Genomic DNA, 16291 nt, shown 5'->3' on the forward strand with positions numbered 1-16291 from the left:
CGCTTGCTGGGTGGGTGCTGGGGCCGGTTTTGGCTTCAAACCACCCGCACTGCGGCGGTCACAGCCGCTCGCTGGCCAGGGCCTGCGCCAGCCGCGCCTGCAGCGGCAGCGGCTCGCCGTGCAGGCGCGCCGCCAGCAGTTCGCCGCACAGCAGCGCCAGGGTCAGGCCACGCGCGCCCATGGCGGTGCTGACCCACAGGCCGGGCAGCGCCTGCGCATCCAGCGGTCCGACCAGCGGCAGCCGGTCCGGCGCCGCGCAGCGCACGGCGGCCCAGGTGTGCACGGCCGGCAGGCCCGGCGCGAAGGCCGGTGCCAGCACCGGGGCCAGCGCAGGCTGCAGCCGCGCCAGCTTGTCCCGGTTGGCCGCGCGCCCGGCTGCTTCATCGGCGGGGCTGACGGGCAGCGTGGCTTGGTCGCGCTCGAAGGTCGAGCCCAGCACCCAGCCCAGGTGCGCGGTGCCGGTGACGGCGTTCGGCGCTTGCCCCGGCCCCGCCAGCGGCGCGCAGGGGACCAGGTTGCCGTGGCCGTTGACCGGATGCGCCGGCCAGGCCGCGCCGGAGGGCGCGTCTGCATGCCAGCCCCAGGCCAGCTGCCCGCGCAGCATCTGTAGCGGCAGCGGCACGCCGGCCACCCCGGCACTGGCCGGGCCGGCACAGACCACGGCCAGTTCGGCGCCAGGCAGCGTGGCATCCAGCAGGTTGCCGGCATCGTCCAGCGCGCGCCACAGGCCATCGCCGTCCCGCTGCAGCCGCGCTACCCGTGCGTTGCCGTGCCATGCAATGGCCGGCTGGGCGAGCAGCCGGCGCACCAGCGCCGGCGGGCTGACCCAGCCGCCGCGCGCGTGCCAGGCGGCAGGTGCATCGGTACTCAGGTGGCTGGCGTGCAGCTCCTGCGGCGTGGGCGGGCGGCTCCAGTCCAGACCGGGGCCGGCCTCCCAGGCCAGGCGCACGGGGGTGTCCACGCCGTGCTCCAGCACGCCGGTGTCGTCCCACTCCACGCCCTTGGCCTGCGGCGCAAGGGCCGCCAGCGTCTGCAGCGTGGTGCGCACCCCCGCACGCGACAGGCGCGACAGCACGCTGTCGTCGGGCGAGACGTGCGAGGCGAACACGCCTGCCGGCAGGCCCGAGGCGCCGGCGGCGGGGGCGGCGGATGCGTCCAGCACGGTGACGCGCCAGCCGCGCCGCGCCAGGCTGGCGGCCACCGCGGCGCCCGCCAGGCCCGCGCCCACGACCAGGCAGTGCCCGGGAGGCTGACCGTCGGGCAGGGCAGCGTGCGGCAGCGGTGGTTGGCCCGCGCGCGGCTGCCAGGGCGGGTCGAACGTGGCCTGCAGCAGGTCGCCCCCGGCCGGCGCATTCGCGGCTGCCTGGACGGTGAAGCCGCTCGCCGCCAGCGCCTCGGGCAGGGAGGGCGGCGCGCCCCAGGCGGCCAGGCGCGCGCCGCGGCGGCAGCAGCGTGCCACCGCTTTCAGGGTCTGCATGCGCCACGGGTCGGGGTCGCTTGCGGGGCCCAGGCACACCGTGTCGGCGGTGGGCTGCTGCTGGCGCAGCAGGGCCTGGGCGTCGCCCACGCACAGCGTCAGCAGCACGCGCCCGCCCTCAAAGGCCAGGCGGTGCACGCCGGGCAGCAGGCCCCAGCACTGTTCGGCCAGCTGCCGCGCCAGGGGTTGCAGCTCGTCGCATTGCGGCGCTGCGCGCAGCAGCTCGTCCGCGCCCGGGGGGCTGGCCGTGCACGCGACGCAGTGCAGCACGCGCGGGCGGTGGGTGTCGGCGCGCCAGGCAGCCCACGCGACCAGGAAGTTCAGCCCCCGGCTGAAGTGCACGTCCAGCAGGCGCCACTGCGCCTGGCCCGCCCAGGCATCGGGCAGGCCCCCGCCGTGCAGGACGAGATGGCGCGCCCGGGCCAGGGCACCGCCATCGCCGCCCGGCTCGCGGCCGTCCGGACAGGCGTTGCCCGGCATGTCGGTGGACGGCCGGTGCAGGGATTCGGTCATGGCAGGGTCATTCCCAGCGCTGCTGGTAAGAGAACACGGGCAGACGCCAGGCGAAGCGGATGGCCAGCAGCCGCAGCGCCAGGCCGATGGCAAAACACGCGGCGGTGGCCAGGTTCAGGCCGACGTCCAACGCGCGCAGGCCCAGGAATAGCAGGCACACGGCCAGCGAGACGCTGGCGTACAGCTCGCGCCGGAACACCACCGGCACCTGGTTGCACAGCACGTCGCGCAGGATGCCGCCGCTGATGCCGGTGAGCATGCCCGAGATGACCACCACCACCGTGGGGTAGCCCAGCTCCAGCGCCACGTTGCAGCCGATGAGGGAAAAGGCCACCAGACCCATGGCGTCCAGCAGCAGGAACACGCGCTTGATGCGGTGCATGTGGGGCGCCAGCACGGTGGTCAGCAGCCCGGCGCTGATGACCAGGTAGACGTATTCAGGGTGCTGCGTCCAGCCCAGCGGGTAGTGGCCCAGCACCATGTCGCGCAGCGTGCCGCCACCCAAAGCGGTGACGAAGGCGATCACGGCGACACCGAAGATGTCCATGTTGCGCCGGCCCGCGGCCAGGGCGCCGGACATGGCCTCGGCCGTGATGGCCACGAGATAGACCACCAGCATGACGCTGAACTGCGAAGCCTGGAACGAGTCCAGCAGCGAGACCGATGGCAGCATGGCAGAAAGACCTCCGGCGGGGCGCGCCTGCGGTTTCAGGGGGCACAGCGGCAGCCGCCCCCGCCACGGGGTGCGGCGGGGGCGGCTGCGTCAGGTTGCGCTACACGCTGGGCGGGGACGTATCCCGCCGCAGCGTCTGCGCCGCTGCGGGAAAAAGTGGTTTTACGAAATCACTTTTTTCCAGCGCTTCACTGGGTTACGCGCTGGGCGGGACGTAGCCCGCCGCGGCGTCTGCACCGCCGCCGAAGAAATGATTTTCCATCTGCCGGGCCAGGTACTGTCGGGCACGCGCATCGGCCAGGTTCAGGCGGTTCTCGTTGACTAGCATGGTTTGGTGCTTGAGCCAGTCGGCCCAGGCCTTCTTGCTCACGTTCTCGTAGATGCGCTTGCCCAGGTCGCCGGGGTAGGGCGGGAAGTCGAGGCCTTCGGCATCCTGGCCGAGCTTGATGCAGTGGACGGTACGTGCCATGGGGAATATGTTCCTGCGTAAAAGTTTTCAGTCATTAAACGAATAACGAACTGAATTCTTATTGGTTTCGGTTTGCTGGGGCGGCTTCCAGAATGCGTTGCATCTCTTCCAACGCACAGAAAGCACCCGTGAAAAATCGCCGTCACTTTATCAAGTTTCCCCTTGCGGCCGCGGCCCTTGCCGCCACGCTGGGCACGGTCATTGCCCCGCCTGCGCTGGCCCAGGGCACGCAGTTCCTGAACGTCTCCTATGACCCGACGCGCGAGCTGTACGCCGAATACAACCAGGCCTTCGCCCGCCACTGGAAGGCCAAGACGGGCCAGGAGGTGCAGTTCAAGCAGTCGCACGGCGGCTCGGGCAAGCAGGCGCGCTCCATCATCGACGGCATCGACGCCGACGTGGCCACGCTGGCCTTGGGCGGCGACGTGGACGCGCTGGCCCGCCACGGTCTGCTGGCCGCCGACTGGCAAAAGCGCCTGCCGCACAACTCGGCGCCCTACACCTCGACCATCGTGTTCCTGGTCAAGAAGGGCAACCCCAAAGGCCTGAAGGACTGGGACGACCTGGCCAAGCCGGGCGTGCAGGTCATCACGCCCAACCCCAAGACCAGCGGCGGCGCGCGCTGGAACTACCTGGCCGCGTGGGAGTTCGCCAAGCGCAAATACGGCGGCGAGGCTCAGGCCAGGGACTTCGTGGCCCGGCTCTACAAGAACGTGTCGGTGCTGGACACCGGCGCCCGCGGCTCGACCATCACGTTCGTGCAGCGCGGCGTCGGCGACGTGTTGCTGGCCTGGGAGAACGAGGCATTCCTGGCGATCAAGGAGTTCGGCAAGGACAAGTTCGACATCGTCGTGCCGTCCCTCTCCATCCTGGCAGAGCCCACGGTGGCGGTGGTGGACAAGGTGGTGGACAAGAAAGGCTCGCGCGCGCTGGCCGAGGAATACCTCAAGCACCTGTACTCCGACGAAGGCCAGGACATCGCCGGCAAGAACTACTACCGCCCCACGGGGGAGAAGGCCAAGGCGAAGTTCGACGCGCAGTTCCCCAAGCTCACGCTGGTGACCATCGACCAGGCCTTTGGCGGCTGGGCCAAGGCGGACAGGGAGCACTTCGCCGACGGCGGCAGCTTCGACCAGATCTACACCAGGCGCTGAAAAAAAACAGTCAAAAGTGCCTCCAGCCCTTGCTGGACAGGCGCTGGCAGCTACCAAAAGGGTAGCGGAGAGCTACCTCACCACAGCAGCACGACCGCCACGATGGCCGTGCCCAGCACCAAGTTCACGCCCACCCAGGTGCGCATGCGCGCCAGCGCCGCGCCGCCCGCGGCCCAGTCGCCGGCGGCGACGGCCGCATCCAAGCGTGACAGCACGGCGAAGTACAGGTAGCCGAAGATGGCCATCATCAACAGGCCGACGCCGATCATGAAGTGCCAGTCCGCCGGCATGGCAAAGCCCCCGCCCGAGCCCACGCTGACCATGCCGATCATCGCCAGACCCGTGGTCAGCACCACCACCACGGCCGCGGCCACCGCGCCCAGGAAGCGCTGCAGCACGCCGTGCATCAGCGGCACCCGCTGGGCCGGTGGCAGTGCCTGCGCGGCCGGGCGCAGGAAGAAGTGGGCGAACACCATGCCGCCCACCCAAACGATGATGGACAGCACGTGCAGCAGTTTCAGGGCGTTGTAGAGCATGGAAAGAAGGGCGCCAGGGCGTTGACAAAAATTGCCGCGCATTGTGCCCAGCCTCACCAGCGGCCCGGCTGCAATGCCAGTACGGCCACTGCGGTCAGCGCCACCAGGGCCGCGTTCATGCAGGCCAGCAGGAAGCCGAAGCGCACCAGCCGGCCTTCCTCGTCCGGCGTGGTGCGGGCCAGGCCCAGCACCACCATGGCGATCGGGATGGAGCCCATGGCCGCATGTCCTGCCGCGCTGTTTTGCAACGCCGCCAGCAGCGCCCGCCCGCCCTCGGGCAGCAGCGCGATGGCCGGCATGAACAGCGCGTTGCCGCCCAGGGTGGAGCCCGTCATGTAGCCCGACAGTGCTCCCATCAGCCCCACCGCCGGCGCCACGGCCAGGGGCGGCAGGGCGGCCAGCGAATGCGTCAGGCCGTCCAGGAAGCCGCCCTTGACCATCATCTGCGACAGCGCCAGGAAGCAGGCGATGGTGACCAGCGGCCGCGCCGCCCGCGCGCCCAGGGCGCGGGCCAGGGGCGGGTGCGCGGCGTCCTGCAGTGTGCGACTCCGGCGTAGCCAGACCCACGCCAGGGCCGCCGCCAGGGCGATGCCGGGCGAGGCCAGGGGCTTCCACACCACGGCCGCGCCGGCCACCGTCCAGCGCTCGTCAAGCCGGGTCAGCAGAGTCACCCATTTCAGCAGTACCACGCAGGCGATCAGTGCCAGGTAGGGCCAGGCGGCGTGCGGCCAGGCGGCGCCGCGGGCGCGGGCCAGCCAGGAGGGTGCCAGCACGGCCAGCACCACGGCCAGGCCGGCGCCCACGCCCGCCACCTCGGGCCCGGTGGCGCGGCTCAGCGCCCACAGCACGGCGAGGAACAGCGTGCCGTGCACGGCCAGTGCCAGCCAGGCCCGGGCCCCACGCGCCCCGGTCCACCACAGCGACAGCGCCGCCACGGCCAGGAACACCGGGGCGCTGACCAGCGCCGTGTCGGCCGCCAGCGCCTCGGGCGCCAGCCCGGCCAGCGAGGCCCCGACCACCGTCGCCAACCCCAGCGTGCCCCACGGCATGATGGCCATGCCGACCAGAGCCAGGCGCAACGCCACCGGCCGCGCGAACAGTGCCAGCAGCAGCGGCACGGTAGCCACCATGGACACGCCGAAGCCCGTCATCGACTCCAGCAGCGGCCCCAGCCCCAGCACCACCAGCAGGACCTGGTTTGCGCGCGGCAGCGCCAGCGCTTGCACCGACTGGCTGAGTGCCTGGTTCACTCCCAGCCGCTCGATGGCGATGACGAAGGCCAGGCCTGGCACGATGACGCTGGCGGTGATGGCAAGCAGCAGCGCAGTGTCCAGCGCTGCCGCGCCCAGGTCCGCGCCCTGCAGGGGCCGCGCGGCGCCCAGCGCCCACAGCAGCAGGGCCAGCAGGCAGCCGGCCAGCGCCGCCTGCAGTGGTGGGCGGCGCAGCACCATAAGGGCCAGCATGACCAGCAGCAGGGGCGACAGGTGCAGCAGCAGCGACATGGAACAGACCTTTGAGGGTGTGGCGGCAGGCCGGCACCCCAGGGTTGCCGGCGCGCCAGCATACGGCGTGCGGCCGCCGCGGGGTCGCCCGTTGCGCCCTGGCGAGGCTGATCAAGTCGCTCCTGAAAAAAGAGCTGCCGGCGCTTGCTGCACAAGGGCTGGAGCCTGTTTTTATGCCAAACCGCGCGTCCTCAGCCTGCCTGCAGCATGGCCCGCGCCCAAGGCGGCAGGGGCGTCGCCAGCGCGGTCGCGCCGGCCGCCGTGCGCACGGCCACCAGCTGCGGGCCGCCTGCTTGCACGTCGGCGCCGTCATACAGATAGGCCACGTCGGCCCGGCGCACCGCCTGCGCCAGCAGCGCCAGCGTGCGCGGGTAGCGCGCCAGGATGCGTTCGGGCGGCACCGGATGGCCGCCCTCGCGCACGCGCTGGGCCACGCGCTCGAGCAGGCGGTGCGGGTCGTCCAGCGCCACCACGTGCAGGGCGACGGTAAAGCCGCGGCTTTGGGCGTGCTCCATCAATTCCAGCTTGGAGGGGTGGGAGAACACCGTCTCGCTGGCGAACGGGGTGCGCGCTTCGATCAGCGCCGCGCGCCGTGCGTCGGCCCAGGCGCGGGCGGCCAGCGAGCGCTCGTGCGGATCGGCGATGTGCTGCAGCTGTGCCTGCTCGTGCAGGTCGGCGTTCACGAACGGAAGCGGCGGGCCCAGGATGCCTTCGCGCACCAGCGCGCGGTACAGCGTGGACTTGCCCGCGCCGTTGGGCCCGGCCAGCAGGTGCAGCCAGCAGGGCGCCGCCGTGGCGGCGGCGGAGGCGTGCGTCACCGGGCGCGCGACTGGTTCTCGCGCACCACCTCGCGCACGCGCTCGGCGAGCGTGCCGCGCGCCTGTGCGGCCAGCAGGCGGCCGGTGAGCGCGTCCACCGACACGGGCGCCGTGGCCTGCGCGGCGGCGGCCTCGTACTGCTCGATGGCGGCGCGCGCGTCCTGCACGCTCAGGCCGGTGTGCTCGACGATCTGGCCGAGCGTGGCCCAGTATTCGATCTGGCTGGCGACCGAGCGGCGCAGCGGCTGCGCGGCCTGGCGCGCCTGCTCGACCAGGGAGCCGGGCAACTTGACGGAGGAAAAAGCGGGTTGGGCCATGGCGAAGACTCCTTTGTGGCGCATTTTGCGCCATTTTGGCTTTCTTCAAGGCCGTTGGGGCTGGCAGCCGGGTATGACGTGCAGGGTCCAAGCAACGCACGGGGTGGTCGGTGCGGTCCTGGCAGGCCCGGCCCCGTGCAGGGTGTGCGAGACTGCACCGTGAGCCGGCTCGCGCGCCGCAGCTCAGCAGGGGCAACGTGCCTGCCGTGCTGTTCTCACGCCCCCGGCAGACCCCAGCCCAACGACGATGCCTCTCCTTTTTTCATTGAATGCCGGCTGCAGGCCGGGACTGCGCAGGTGCTGCCCATGAAGCGCCGCTGGTGGGCCGCAGCGGCCGCCGTGCTTGTCCTGGCCGCGCTGGCCTGGCTGGGCGTGCGCGCCCTGCGCGGCCCGCTCCTGCCCGGCTATCAGGTCACGGCCGGGCCGCTGGTGCAGACGGTGGTTGCCACGGGGCAGGTGGCGGCGGTGTCGCGTGCGCAGGTGGGCAGCGCGGTGACGGGGGTGCTGGTCGAGCGACGCGTGCGCGAGGGCGACCGGGTGCAGCCGGGCGACGTGTTGGCGGTGCTGCGGGCCGATGACCTGCAGGCCGCGCTGCGCGAGGCCCAGGCCGCCCTGGCCGAGCTGCAGCAGTCCACGCGCCCGCAGGCGCAGGCGCGCCTGGCCGAGGCCCAGGTGCGGCTGGAGCAGGCCCGCCGCGAGGCGCAGCGCCGCCAGGCGCTATTTGCCCGGCAGGCCATCGCGCGCGAGGAGCTGGAGCAGGCCCTGCAGGCCGAAGCCGTCGCCCGCACGGCCGCCGCGCAGGCACAGCTGAACGCCCGCGCGCTGCAGGCGGGCAACCCGGCCGAGGCCGCGGCCCGCGCCCGCGTGGCGAGCGCCCAGGCCCAGCTGGACAAGACGACCATCCGCGCCGAGGTCGCCGGCACGGTGCTCACCCGCAATGCCGAGCCCGGCGACCTGGTGCAGCCCGGCCGCGTGCTGTTTGAGATCGCGCGCAGCGGCGCCACCGAACTGCTGGTGGCGGTGGATGAGAAGAACCTCGAAGTGCTGGCCGTCGGCCAGCCGGCGCTGGCCATCGCCGACGCCTTTCCCACACGGCCGTTCCCCGCCCGCGTGGACTTCATCGCGCCCAGCGTGGACGCCCAGCGCGGCACGGTGGACGTGCGCCTGGCCGTCGAGCCGGTGCCGGACTTCCTGCGTCAGAGCATGACGGTGTCCGTGAACGTGGAGACGGGCCGGCGCGAGCGTGCCCTGGTGGTGCCCAACGACGCCCTTGCCGCGCTGCAGGGCGAGCACGCCCGGCTGTGGGTGGTGCAGGACGGCCGCGCGGCGCAGCGCCAGGTGCGGCTGGGGCTGCGCGGCCTGGCGCAGACCGAGGTCACCGAGGGGCTGCAGGCCGGCGACTGGGTGCTGGCCGACGGGCAGGCCGCGCTGGAGCCAGGCCAGCGCGTGCGCGTCGAGCCGCGCCAGCCGCCCGCGCGCGATGCGGGCCTGGCCACGCGCAAGGAGCTGCCTGTGCAGCTGGACTGACGACGGGCCGACGCCATGTGGGCTGAATGGACCATCGCCACCAAGTTCCTGCGCGAGGGCCGGACGCAAAGCGTGCTGATCCTCGTGGGCATCGGCGTGGGCGTGGCCGTGCTGGTGTTCCTGAGCGCGCTCATCACCGGGCTGCAGCAGAACATCATCGACCGCACCCTGGGCACGCAGCCCCACATCAAGATCCAGCCGCCGCAGGAGCGCAACCTCATCGTGCTCCCGCCGCCCGGCACCACGCAGCTGGTGCTGGAGACCCAGCGCGCGCAGCGCCTGCGCTCGATCAACAACTGGCAGCAGGTGCGCGACGTGCTGGAAACGCTGCCGCAGCTCACGGCCGTGTCGCCCGTGGTGTCGGGGCCGGCCTTCGTGCGCCGGGGCGAGGCACTGCTGCCGGTGGCGCTGCTGGGCATCGACCCGGAGCGCTACCGGCGCATCATCGCCGTGCAGGACGAGCTCGTGGCCGGGACCTTCCGCATCGGCGCGGGCGACGCCGTGATCGGCCGGCAGCTGGCCGCCGACCTGGGCGTGCGCGTGGGCGACAAGGTGCGTGTGGACGGGGGCCAGGGGCGCGAGAGCGTGGTCAACGTCGCCGGCATCTTCGAGCTGGGCGTGCGCGAGCTGGACGCGCGCTACCTGTACCTGGACATGAAGCAGGTGCAGTCGCTGCTGGAGCTGCCGGGCGCAGCCACCGGCATCGATGTCAAGGTGCGCGACATCTTCGCGGCGCAGGACGTGGCCGCCCGGCTGGCGCGCCTGACCGGGCTGCGCGCGGAGAGCTGGATCGAAACCAACGCCCAGCTGATGAACGCCCTGCGCTCGCAAAGCCTGTCCACGCAGATGATCGGCCTGTTCGTGGCGCTGAGCGTGGCGCTGGGCATCGCCAGCGTGCTGTCGGTGAGCGTGGTGCAGCGCACGCGCGACATCGGCATCCTGCGTGCCATGGGCACGACGCGCCAGCAGATGCTGCGGGTGTTCCTGATCCAGGGCGCCGTGTTCGGCCTGGTGGGCTCCCTGGTGGGGGGCGCAGCAGGCTATGGGCTGGTCACGGCCTTTAACGTGCTGGGCCCGAAGCTGTTTCCCATTCCCATGAGCCCCTGGTTGCTGGTGCTGGCCGCCGCGCTGGCCACGGTGACCGGGGTGCTGTCGGCGGCGGTGCCGGCGCGCCGCGCCGCCGCGCTCGACCCGGCCGAGGCCATCCGCCATGTCTGAGCACACCGCCGCCAGCCAGGAAGTCCTGCGCCTGCAGGAGCTGAAGAAAAGCTACAACGTCGGCAAGCCCACGGAGGTGGAGGTGCTGCACGGGCTGGACCTGCGCCTGCAGCGTAGTGACTTCGCGGCGCTGGTGGGCGCCTCCGGCTCAGGCAAGAGCACGCTGCTCAATCTGATCGGCTTGCTGGACCGGCCGACGTCCGGCGAGCTCTACCTGCTGGGTGAGCCCACGCGCGACATGCCCGATATGCGCCGCACGGCGCTGCGCGGCCATGCCATCGGCTTCGTCTTCCAGTTCCATTACCTGATCCAGGCCTTCACGGCGCTGGAGAACGTGCTGATGCCGCTCATGGTGGCCCGGGGACGGCCCACGCCGCAGGACACGGAGCGCGCGCGCCACCTGCTGCACGAAGTGGGCCTGGCGCGGTACGAGCAGCGCAAGCCCGACCAGCTCTCGGGCGGGCAGCAGCAGCGCGTGGCCGTGGCGCGGGCGCTGGTCATGCAGCCGGCCCTGCTGCTGGCCGACGAGCCCACCGGCAACCTGGACAGCCAGTCCGCCGCGGACGTCTTCGGGCTGTTTCGCCGCTTCAACCGCGAGTTCGGCTGCGCCGTGCTGATGGTGACGCACGACCCGCGCTTGTCCGCCCAGTGCGACCGCACGGTGACGCTGGTCGACGGCCGGATCGAGCGCGACGAACGCCAGCGCGCCGCGCCGGCGCCGCCGGCCGCCGGGTGACGGACGCCGCGCCCGTAGTCGGCATGCCGGCGCGTGGCCGCCAGGCTCAGGGCAGGGCGTGCGCCGCCACCTGGGCGAGGTACGACTCGGGCTCGATGTCGGTGTAGTTGGGAATGTCGGCCATCAGCACCGGCGCCGACTGCCGGGCGGCAGCCTGCGCCTGCTCCAGCGTGGGAAAGTAGGCGCTGGTCAGCGCGACGACCTGGCCGGGGCGCGGCTGGCCGGGGTAGAGCGCGCGGTCGCTCTCCAGCCGCGCCAGGCCCAGCGGCCCCAGGGCCTGGCGGGCGATGCGCATGTGCGCGCCATGGTAGTAGTCGTGGTCGAAGCGGGCGCCTTCGCGCCAGCGGTACAGGACGGTGACCTTGATCATCGGAAAAGCGCCTCCTTGGCAGGGGTGGGTGGCAGCGCGGCGGCCCCGGCCCCGCGCGCCGCCGACCGTAGGGCAGCGCGGCCCGGCGTGCTGCCTCCTGGGCGACAGCCGGGCGGCGGCGACGTTACCCGGGCGGCAGCAGCTCGCTGGCCGCGCCCTTCACGTGCAGGGGCAGCGCCGCCAGCGTGGGCAGCCAGGGCATGGCCGATTCGCCCCAGATCTGCCGCTGGGGCACCAGCTGCGCGCGCTCGTTCACGCAGCCCAGGCGCAGGTTCAGCACCTTGGGCTGGTCCGCCTCGGTGGCATACAGCTGGGTGCCGCATTCGGCGCAGAAGCCCTGGGCCCGGCGGTTGCCGCTTTCGGCCACCTTCACGTAGTGCCGGGGCTGGCCGGTAAGGGCCACGTCCTCTACGGGCGTGGGGAGCACGGCCCGAAAGGGCGCGCCGGAAAACTGCTGGCAGTCCGCGCAGTGGCAGACCTGGACCCGCGCGGGGTCCACCTGGGCCGTGTAGGAAATGGCGCCGCAATGGCACTTGCCAGTGATTTGCATGGGAGAGAAAGGAGAAGGGATGGTCAGGATTTGCCGGATGCATCGTCGTCCAGCGACGCGCTCCAGCGGCTGCCCCAGCCGCCGCGCAGCTGGTCGATGTTGCGCCGGTCGCGCTTGGTGGGCCGGCCGTCGCGTAAGGCGTCAGCCGGCTCGGGTGCCAGGCGGCGGGCCTGCGCCGCCTGCTCGCGCGCCGCGATGCTGTCGGCAGTCTCCTCGTACAGCAGCTGCGCCACCGGCGCCGGGCCGCGCATGCCGCTCAGGGCGCGCACGACCACGGTGCGTGCCACCGGGCCTTGGCGCAGCGCCACGGTGTCGCCCACGCGCAGCTCGCGCGCGGCCTTGGCGGCTTGGCCGTTGACGGTGACGCGGCCGCGGCCGATTTCGTCCACGGCCAGGCCGCGCGTCTTGTAGAAGCGCGCGCACCACAGCCATTTGTCCAGGCGCATGGATTCCGGGGGTATCGTCATCGCGGATATTTTGCCGGGCCGCCATCAACCTTGGTGCGCCAGCGGCAGGCGCACCACGGCGTCCAGGCCCCGCACGCGCTCGCCCTGGCGTCGGTTGGACAGGGCAATGCTGCCGCCCAGCGCCTGCACGATCTCCTGGCAGATGGCCAGGCCCAGGCCGCTGCCGTGGCGCACGTCGCCGGCCGAAAACGGCTGGAACAGCCGCGTGGCCAGCTCGTCGTCGATGCCCGGGCCGGCGTCGGCGATGGTCAGCACCGCCTGGCCGGCGCCCGCGCGCAGCGTCACGGCCAGTTCCGAGCCGTCCGGCGCATGGCGGATGGCGTTGTGCAGCAGGTTGCGGCACAGCTCGCGCAGCATCCAGTCGTGGGCGCGCACAGGTGCGGCGGCGGTTTCGATGCCGAAGTCCAGGTCGCCCTGGGCCACCAGGGGTGACAGCTCCAGGGCGACTTCGCGCAGCACCTCGTCCAGCCGGGCCACGGGCACCTGGCCCTGCTGGCGCAGCTGCTCCACCTTGGCCAGGGCCAGCATCTGGTTGGCCAGCTGCGTGGCGCGCTCCACGGTGTCGCCCATCTCCTGCAGCGCCTGGGCCGGCGGCAGGTCGCCGCGCCGGGCGGACTGCACCTGGGTCTTGAGCACGGCCAGCGGCGTGCGCAGCTGGTGCGAGGCATCTCGCACGAAGCGCTTTTGGTGCGCCAGCAGGCGCGACAGGCGCAGCATCACGGCGTTGGTGGCGGCGATCAGCGGCTGCAGCTCGCGCGGGGCATCGGGTGCGGAGATGGGGGCCAGGTCGCCCTCGGCGCGCGATTGCAGGTCGCTGCTGAGTTGGCGCACCGGCCGCGTGGCACGCTGCGTGACCAGCGCCACCACAGCGGCCACCACGGCCAGCAGCAGCGCCTGGCGCGCCAGCGTGTCCCACAGGATCTGCAGGGCAGCGGCCTCACGCAGCTCCAGCGTCTCGGCCACCTGGATCACGGCCATGCCGCGGCCCTGGCTGCTGGCCACGGGTTGCAGCAGCACGGCCACGCGCACGCTCTCGCCGCGAAAGCGCGCATCGTAGAAGTCCACCAGCGCCGCATAGGGTGGCCGTGCGGGGATGGTGCCGCGCCACACGGGCAGCTCGGCAAAGCCGGAGACCAGCTCGCCCTGCAGGGTGGACACGCGGTAGAACATGCGGCTTTGGTTGTCGGCCTCGAAGGCCTCCAGCGCGGCGTAGGGCACGGTGGCGCGCAGCTCGGCCTGCTCGTCCCAGCCGCGCACGTCCAGCTGCTCGCTGATGGTCTTGGCCGAGGCCAGCAGCGTGCGGTCGTAGGCGGTGTGCAGCGCGGCCAGCGCCTGGCGGTGCAGGCTGTAGGTGTTGACGCAGACGAACAGCAGCGTGGGCAGCAGGATGCCCAGAAGCAGCTGGCGGCGCAGCGAACGCGGGCGGCTCACTGGGATGACACCTTCGGCTTCGCCTGCGGTGCAAGCGCCCTTCGGAACGGCCGGGCGGGCGCTCACGCCTGCTGCGCCTTCAAAAGATAGCCCAGGCCGCGCAGCGTCATCAGTGCCACGCCGGTGCCGGCCAGCTTCTTGCGCACGCGGTAGACCACCACCTCGATGGCCTCGTACTGCACCTCGCTCTGGCCGGGAAAGACCAGCTCGTACAGCCGCTCCTTGGCCACGGCGCGCCCGGGCTGGGCCAGCAGGGCGCGCAGCAGCGCCAGTTCGCGCGGCGTCAGGTCCAGGGGCTCGCCATGCACGTAGATGGCGCCGCTGCCCCGGTCGCAGCGCAGGGCGCCCAGCGCCGGGGCGCCGGCGGGCAGGGCGGGCGATGGCGCGTCGCCGCTGCGGCGCAGCAGGGCGCGCAGGCGGGCCTCCAGTTCGTCCAGGTCGAAGGGCTTGGGCAGGTAGTCGTCGGCGCCCGCGTTCAGGCCCAGCACGCGGTCGCCCACGGTGCCGCGTGCGGTCAGCAGCAGCACGGGGGTGCGCAGGCCGCCGGCGCGCGCCTGCTGCAGCACCTGTAGGCCGTCCAGGCCGGGCAGGGTCAGGTCCAGCACCACGGCGTCGGGCGGCTGGGCGCGCCACTGGGCCAGCGCATCGCGGCCGTCGCCCAGGGCCGTCACGGCCATGCCGCGGCGCGCCAGCGAGCGCTGCAGCGTGGACCGCATGGTGGCGTCGTCTTCGACAAGCAGCAGTTGCATCGGGCGATTAGAAAGCCGTTCAGGCAGGGCGCCGGACCCGGTGTTAACCCTGGTGTGCCGGACAGCCGTTTGACAGCTTGCGTGCGCATGATCGCGGCGTTTGCTGTTTTCATGGCGATTCCAACCAGGTAAGGAGACACCACCATGCGCCGCGATACCTTCCTCAAGTCCCTGGCCGCCCTGGCCGCTGCCGGCAGCCTGCCGCTGTCGGCCCAGGCCGCCGTGGCCATCAAGATGATGCTGCCGGCCAACCCCGGCGGCGGCTGGGACAGCACCGGCCGCGCCCTGGGCAAGGCGCTGCAGGACGCGGGCGTGGCCTCGTCCGTCACGTACGAGAACAAGGGCGGCGCGGCCGGCGCCATCGGCCTGGCGCAGTTCGCCAACGCCAGCAAGGGCGACCCTAACGCGCTGATGGTCATGGGCGCGGTGATGCTGGGCGGCATCATCACGGCCAAGCCGCCGGTGGGCCTGGACCGCGTCACGCCGATCGCACGCCTGACCAGCGAATACAACGTCTTCGTGCTGCCCGCCAGCTCGCCCTTCAAGACCATGGCCGACGTGGTCGCCCAGCTCAAGAAAGACCCCGGCAGCGTGAAGTGGGGCGGCGGCTCGCGCGGCTCCACCGAGCACATCGCCGCCGCCATGATCGCCCGCGAGGTGGGCGTGGACCCGGCCAAAATCAACTACGTGGCCTTCCGCGGGGGCGGGGAGGCGACGGCCGCCATCCTGGGCGGCAACGTCACCGTGGGCGGCAGCGGCTACAGCGAGTTCTCCGAATACATCGCCGCCGGCAAGATGCGCCCCATTGGCGTGACGTCGGGCCAGCGCCTGAAGGGTGTGGACGTGCCCACCCTGAAGGAGCAGGGCATCAACGTGGAGATCGGCAACTGGCGCGGTGTGTACGGCGCGCCGGGCATCACCCGGGCCCAGCGCGACGCGCTGGTGGCCATGGTGCAAAAGGCCACCAAGAGCGCTGCCTGGGCGGAGGCGCTGGAGAAGAACGACTGGACGCCGGCCTGGCTGGCGGGCGACGCCTTCGCCGAGTTCGTGGACGCCGAGTTCGCCAGCCTGCGCGCCACTATGGTCAAGTCGGGCATGGTCTGAAGCGTCGGCCTTTTTGCTATTGATAGATGAGCTGCTTGCGCTTGTACAGCAAGGGTTTGAGCCGGTTTTGGCTTGAATTCTTGCCGCGGCGCCGGCAGCCCGTGCGGGGTGTGTCCTGATGACTGAAATCTCCTCCAGCGACGGCGACGCGGCCGGCGTGGCGCCTTCGGCAATTCCGTCCGCCCGCTGGCAGGCCACCGTGGGCGTGGCCGTGGTCCTGGTCGCGGCGGGCCTGGCCGTGGGCGCGCTGCAGATCCCCGGCACCGCCGGCTATGGCGGCGTGGGCCCCAACTTCGTACCCTGGCTGTGCGCGGCGGTGCTGGGGCTGTGCGGCGTGCTGCTGGTGCGCGAGGCGCTGTCCGGCGGCTACCGCCACGCGCAGGACCCGGGCGGCAGCGCGCGCGGGCACTGGGGGCGATTCGCCTGGGTCTCAAGCGGGCTGCTGCTGAACGCGGCGCTGATCACGGAGATCGGCTTCATCCTGGGCTGCGCGCTGTGCTACGCCCTGGCGGTGCAGGGCCTGCGCCGCGCCCAGGGTGATGCGCGCACGCTGTCGCCCCGCGTGCTGCTGGTGGATGTGCTGGCGGGCCTGGCCATCGCCGCGCCGGTGTTCTGGGCCTTCACCCAATTCCTGGCCATCGGCCTGCCGGGGCTCACGAACACGGGGTGGCTGTGATGGG

18 protein-coding genes are annotated in these 16291 nt (G+C 72.2%); 6 read left to right on the top strand and 12 right to left on the bottom strand.

Annotation, left to right across the window (positions count from 1 at the left end):
* Positions 1-58: 58 nt before the first annotated feature.
* The 3 genes from mnmC to RT282_RS06365 form a co-directional block, all read right to left on the bottom strand.
* A complete protein-coding gene (mnmC, locus tag RT282_RS06355; RefSeq protein ID WP_313313968.1) occupies positions 59-1957 on the bottom strand; it encodes an FAD-dependent 5-carboxymethylaminomethyl-2-thiouridine(34) oxidoreductase MnmC in 1899 nt (632 codons plus the stop codon).
* A 40-nt stretch (positions 1958-1997) separates the two neighbouring features.
* On the bottom strand, positions 1998-2663 hold the full coding sequence (locus RT282_RS06360; RefSeq protein WP_312306378.1) for a trimeric intracellular cation channel family protein: 666 nt from the start codon (positions 2661-2663) through the stop codon (positions 1998-2000).
* Between the two features lie 196 nt (positions 2664-2859).
* Entirely contained in the window at positions 2860-3132 is a 273-nt protein-coding gene (locus tag RT282_RS06365; RefSeq protein ID WP_312757960.1) for an oxidative damage protection protein, read from the bottom strand.
* A 128-nt stretch (positions 3133-3260) separates the two neighbouring features.
* Between RT282_RS06365 and RT282_RS06370 the strand changes: the two genes are divergently transcribed.
* On the top strand, positions 3261-4286 hold the full coding sequence (locus tag RT282_RS06370) for a sulfate ABC transporter substrate-binding protein (RefSeq protein WP_313312712.1): 1026 nt from the start codon (positions 3261-3263) through the stop codon (positions 4284-4286).
* A 77-nt stretch (positions 4287-4363) separates the two neighbouring features.
* On the opposite strand, the gene RT282_RS06375 is transcribed toward RT282_RS06370, so the two are convergent.
* The 4 genes from RT282_RS06375 to RT282_RS06390 all read right to left on the bottom strand — a co-directional run bounded on the left by RT282_RS06375 (position 4364) and on the right by RT282_RS06390 (position 7459).
* The gene (locus RT282_RS06375) at positions 4364-4822 is read right to left on the bottom strand and encodes a CopD family protein (RefSeq protein WP_313312714.1); all 459 of its coding nucleotides are present in this window, start codon (positions 4820-4822) and stop codon (positions 4364-4366) included.
* 53 nt (positions 4823-4875) lie between these two features.
* Positions 4876-6324, bottom strand: a complete 1449-nt coding sequence (locus RT282_RS06380) for an L-lactate permease (protein ID WP_313312716.1) — start codon at positions 6322-6324, stop codon at positions 4876-4878.
* A gap of 191 nt (positions 6325-6515) precedes the next feature.
* Entirely contained in the window at positions 6516-7142 is a 627-nt protein-coding gene (locus RT282_RS06385) for an AAA family ATPase (RefSeq protein WP_313312718.1), read from the bottom strand.
* On the bottom strand, positions 7139-7459 hold the full coding sequence (locus RT282_RS06390; RefSeq protein WP_312757944.1) for a TA system antitoxin ParD family protein: 321 nt from the start codon (positions 7457-7459) through the stop codon (positions 7139-7141). Before RT282_RS06390 ends, RT282_RS06385 begins: the two co-directional genes overlap by 4 nt.
* 306 nt (positions 7460-7765) lie before the next feature.
* Here RT282_RS06390 and RT282_RS06395 point away from each other — a divergent pair, with 306 nt between their 5' ends.
* From RT282_RS06395 to RT282_RS06405, 3 genes are read left to right on the top strand one after another with little or no spacing between them, the layout of a single operon-like run.
* Positions 7766-8986: an efflux RND transporter periplasmic adaptor subunit gene (locus RT282_RS06395; RefSeq protein WP_313312721.1), complete on the top strand. Its 1221-nt coding sequence runs from the start codon at positions 7766-7768 to the stop codon at positions 8984-8986.
* Between the two features lie 15 nt (positions 8987-9001).
* Positions 9002-10204, top strand: a complete 1203-nt coding sequence (locus RT282_RS06400) for an ABC transporter permease (protein ID WP_313312723.1) — start codon at positions 9002-9004, stop codon at positions 10202-10204.
* Positions 10197-10940: an ABC transporter ATP-binding protein gene (locus RT282_RS06405; RefSeq protein ID WP_313312725.1), complete on the top strand. Its 744-nt coding sequence runs from the start codon at positions 10197-10199 to the stop codon at positions 10938-10940. Before RT282_RS06400 ends, RT282_RS06405 begins: the two co-directional genes overlap by 8 nt.
* Before the next feature lie 46 nt (positions 10941-10986).
* Here the strand turns inward: RT282_RS06405 and RT282_RS06410 are convergent, their stop codons facing one another.
* The 5 genes from RT282_RS06410 to RT282_RS06430 form a co-directional block, all read right to left on the bottom strand.
* Positions 10987-11310 carry an EthD family reductase gene (locus RT282_RS06410; protein ID WP_313312727.1) on the bottom strand — a complete coding sequence of 108 codons (324 nt, stop codon included), beginning with the start codon at positions 11308-11310 and terminating at the stop codon, positions 10987-10989.
* Between the two features lie 124 nt (positions 11311-11434).
* Complete coding sequence (locus RT282_RS06415; protein ID WP_313084011.1) at positions 11435-11860, bottom strand: GFA family protein; 426 nt, start codon at positions 11858-11860, stop codon at positions 11435-11437.
* 23 nt (positions 11861-11883) lie between these two features.
* Positions 11884-12327 (bottom strand): S4 domain-containing protein, encoded by a 444-nt coding sequence (locus RT282_RS06420; protein ID WP_313312728.1) that lies wholly within the window; start codon positions 12325-12327, stop codon positions 11884-11886.
* Between the two features lie 24 nt (positions 12328-12351).
* A complete protein-coding gene (locus RT282_RS06425) occupies positions 12352-13758 on the bottom strand; it encodes a sensor histidine kinase (RefSeq protein ID WP_313312729.1) in 1407 nt (468 codons plus the stop codon).
* A 62-nt stretch (positions 13759-13820) separates the two neighbouring features.
* Positions 13821-14507 (bottom strand): response regulator, encoded by a 687-nt coding sequence (locus RT282_RS06430; protein ID WP_313312730.1) that lies wholly within the window; start codon positions 14505-14507, stop codon positions 13821-13823.
* A gap of 144 nt (positions 14508-14651) precedes the next feature.
* On the opposite strand from RT282_RS06430, the gene RT282_RS06435 reads away from it, so the two are divergent.
* Complete coding sequence (locus RT282_RS06435; protein ID WP_313312732.1) at positions 14652-15611, top strand: tripartite tricarboxylate transporter substrate-binding protein; 960 nt, start codon at positions 14652-14654, stop codon at positions 15609-15611.
* 118 nt (positions 15612-15729) lie between these two features.
* Positions 15730-16287 (top strand): tripartite tricarboxylate transporter TctB family protein, encoded by a 558-nt coding sequence (locus RT282_RS06440; protein WP_313312735.1) that lies wholly within the window; start codon positions 15730-15732, stop codon positions 16285-16287.
* The last annotated feature ends 4 nt before the right edge of the window (positions 16288-16291 follow it).

This window comes from Pulveribacter sp. (genome assembly GCF_032079985.1).
Classification (GTDB): Bacteria; Pseudomonadota; Gammaproteobacteria; order Burkholderiales; family Burkholderiaceae_C; genus Melaminivora.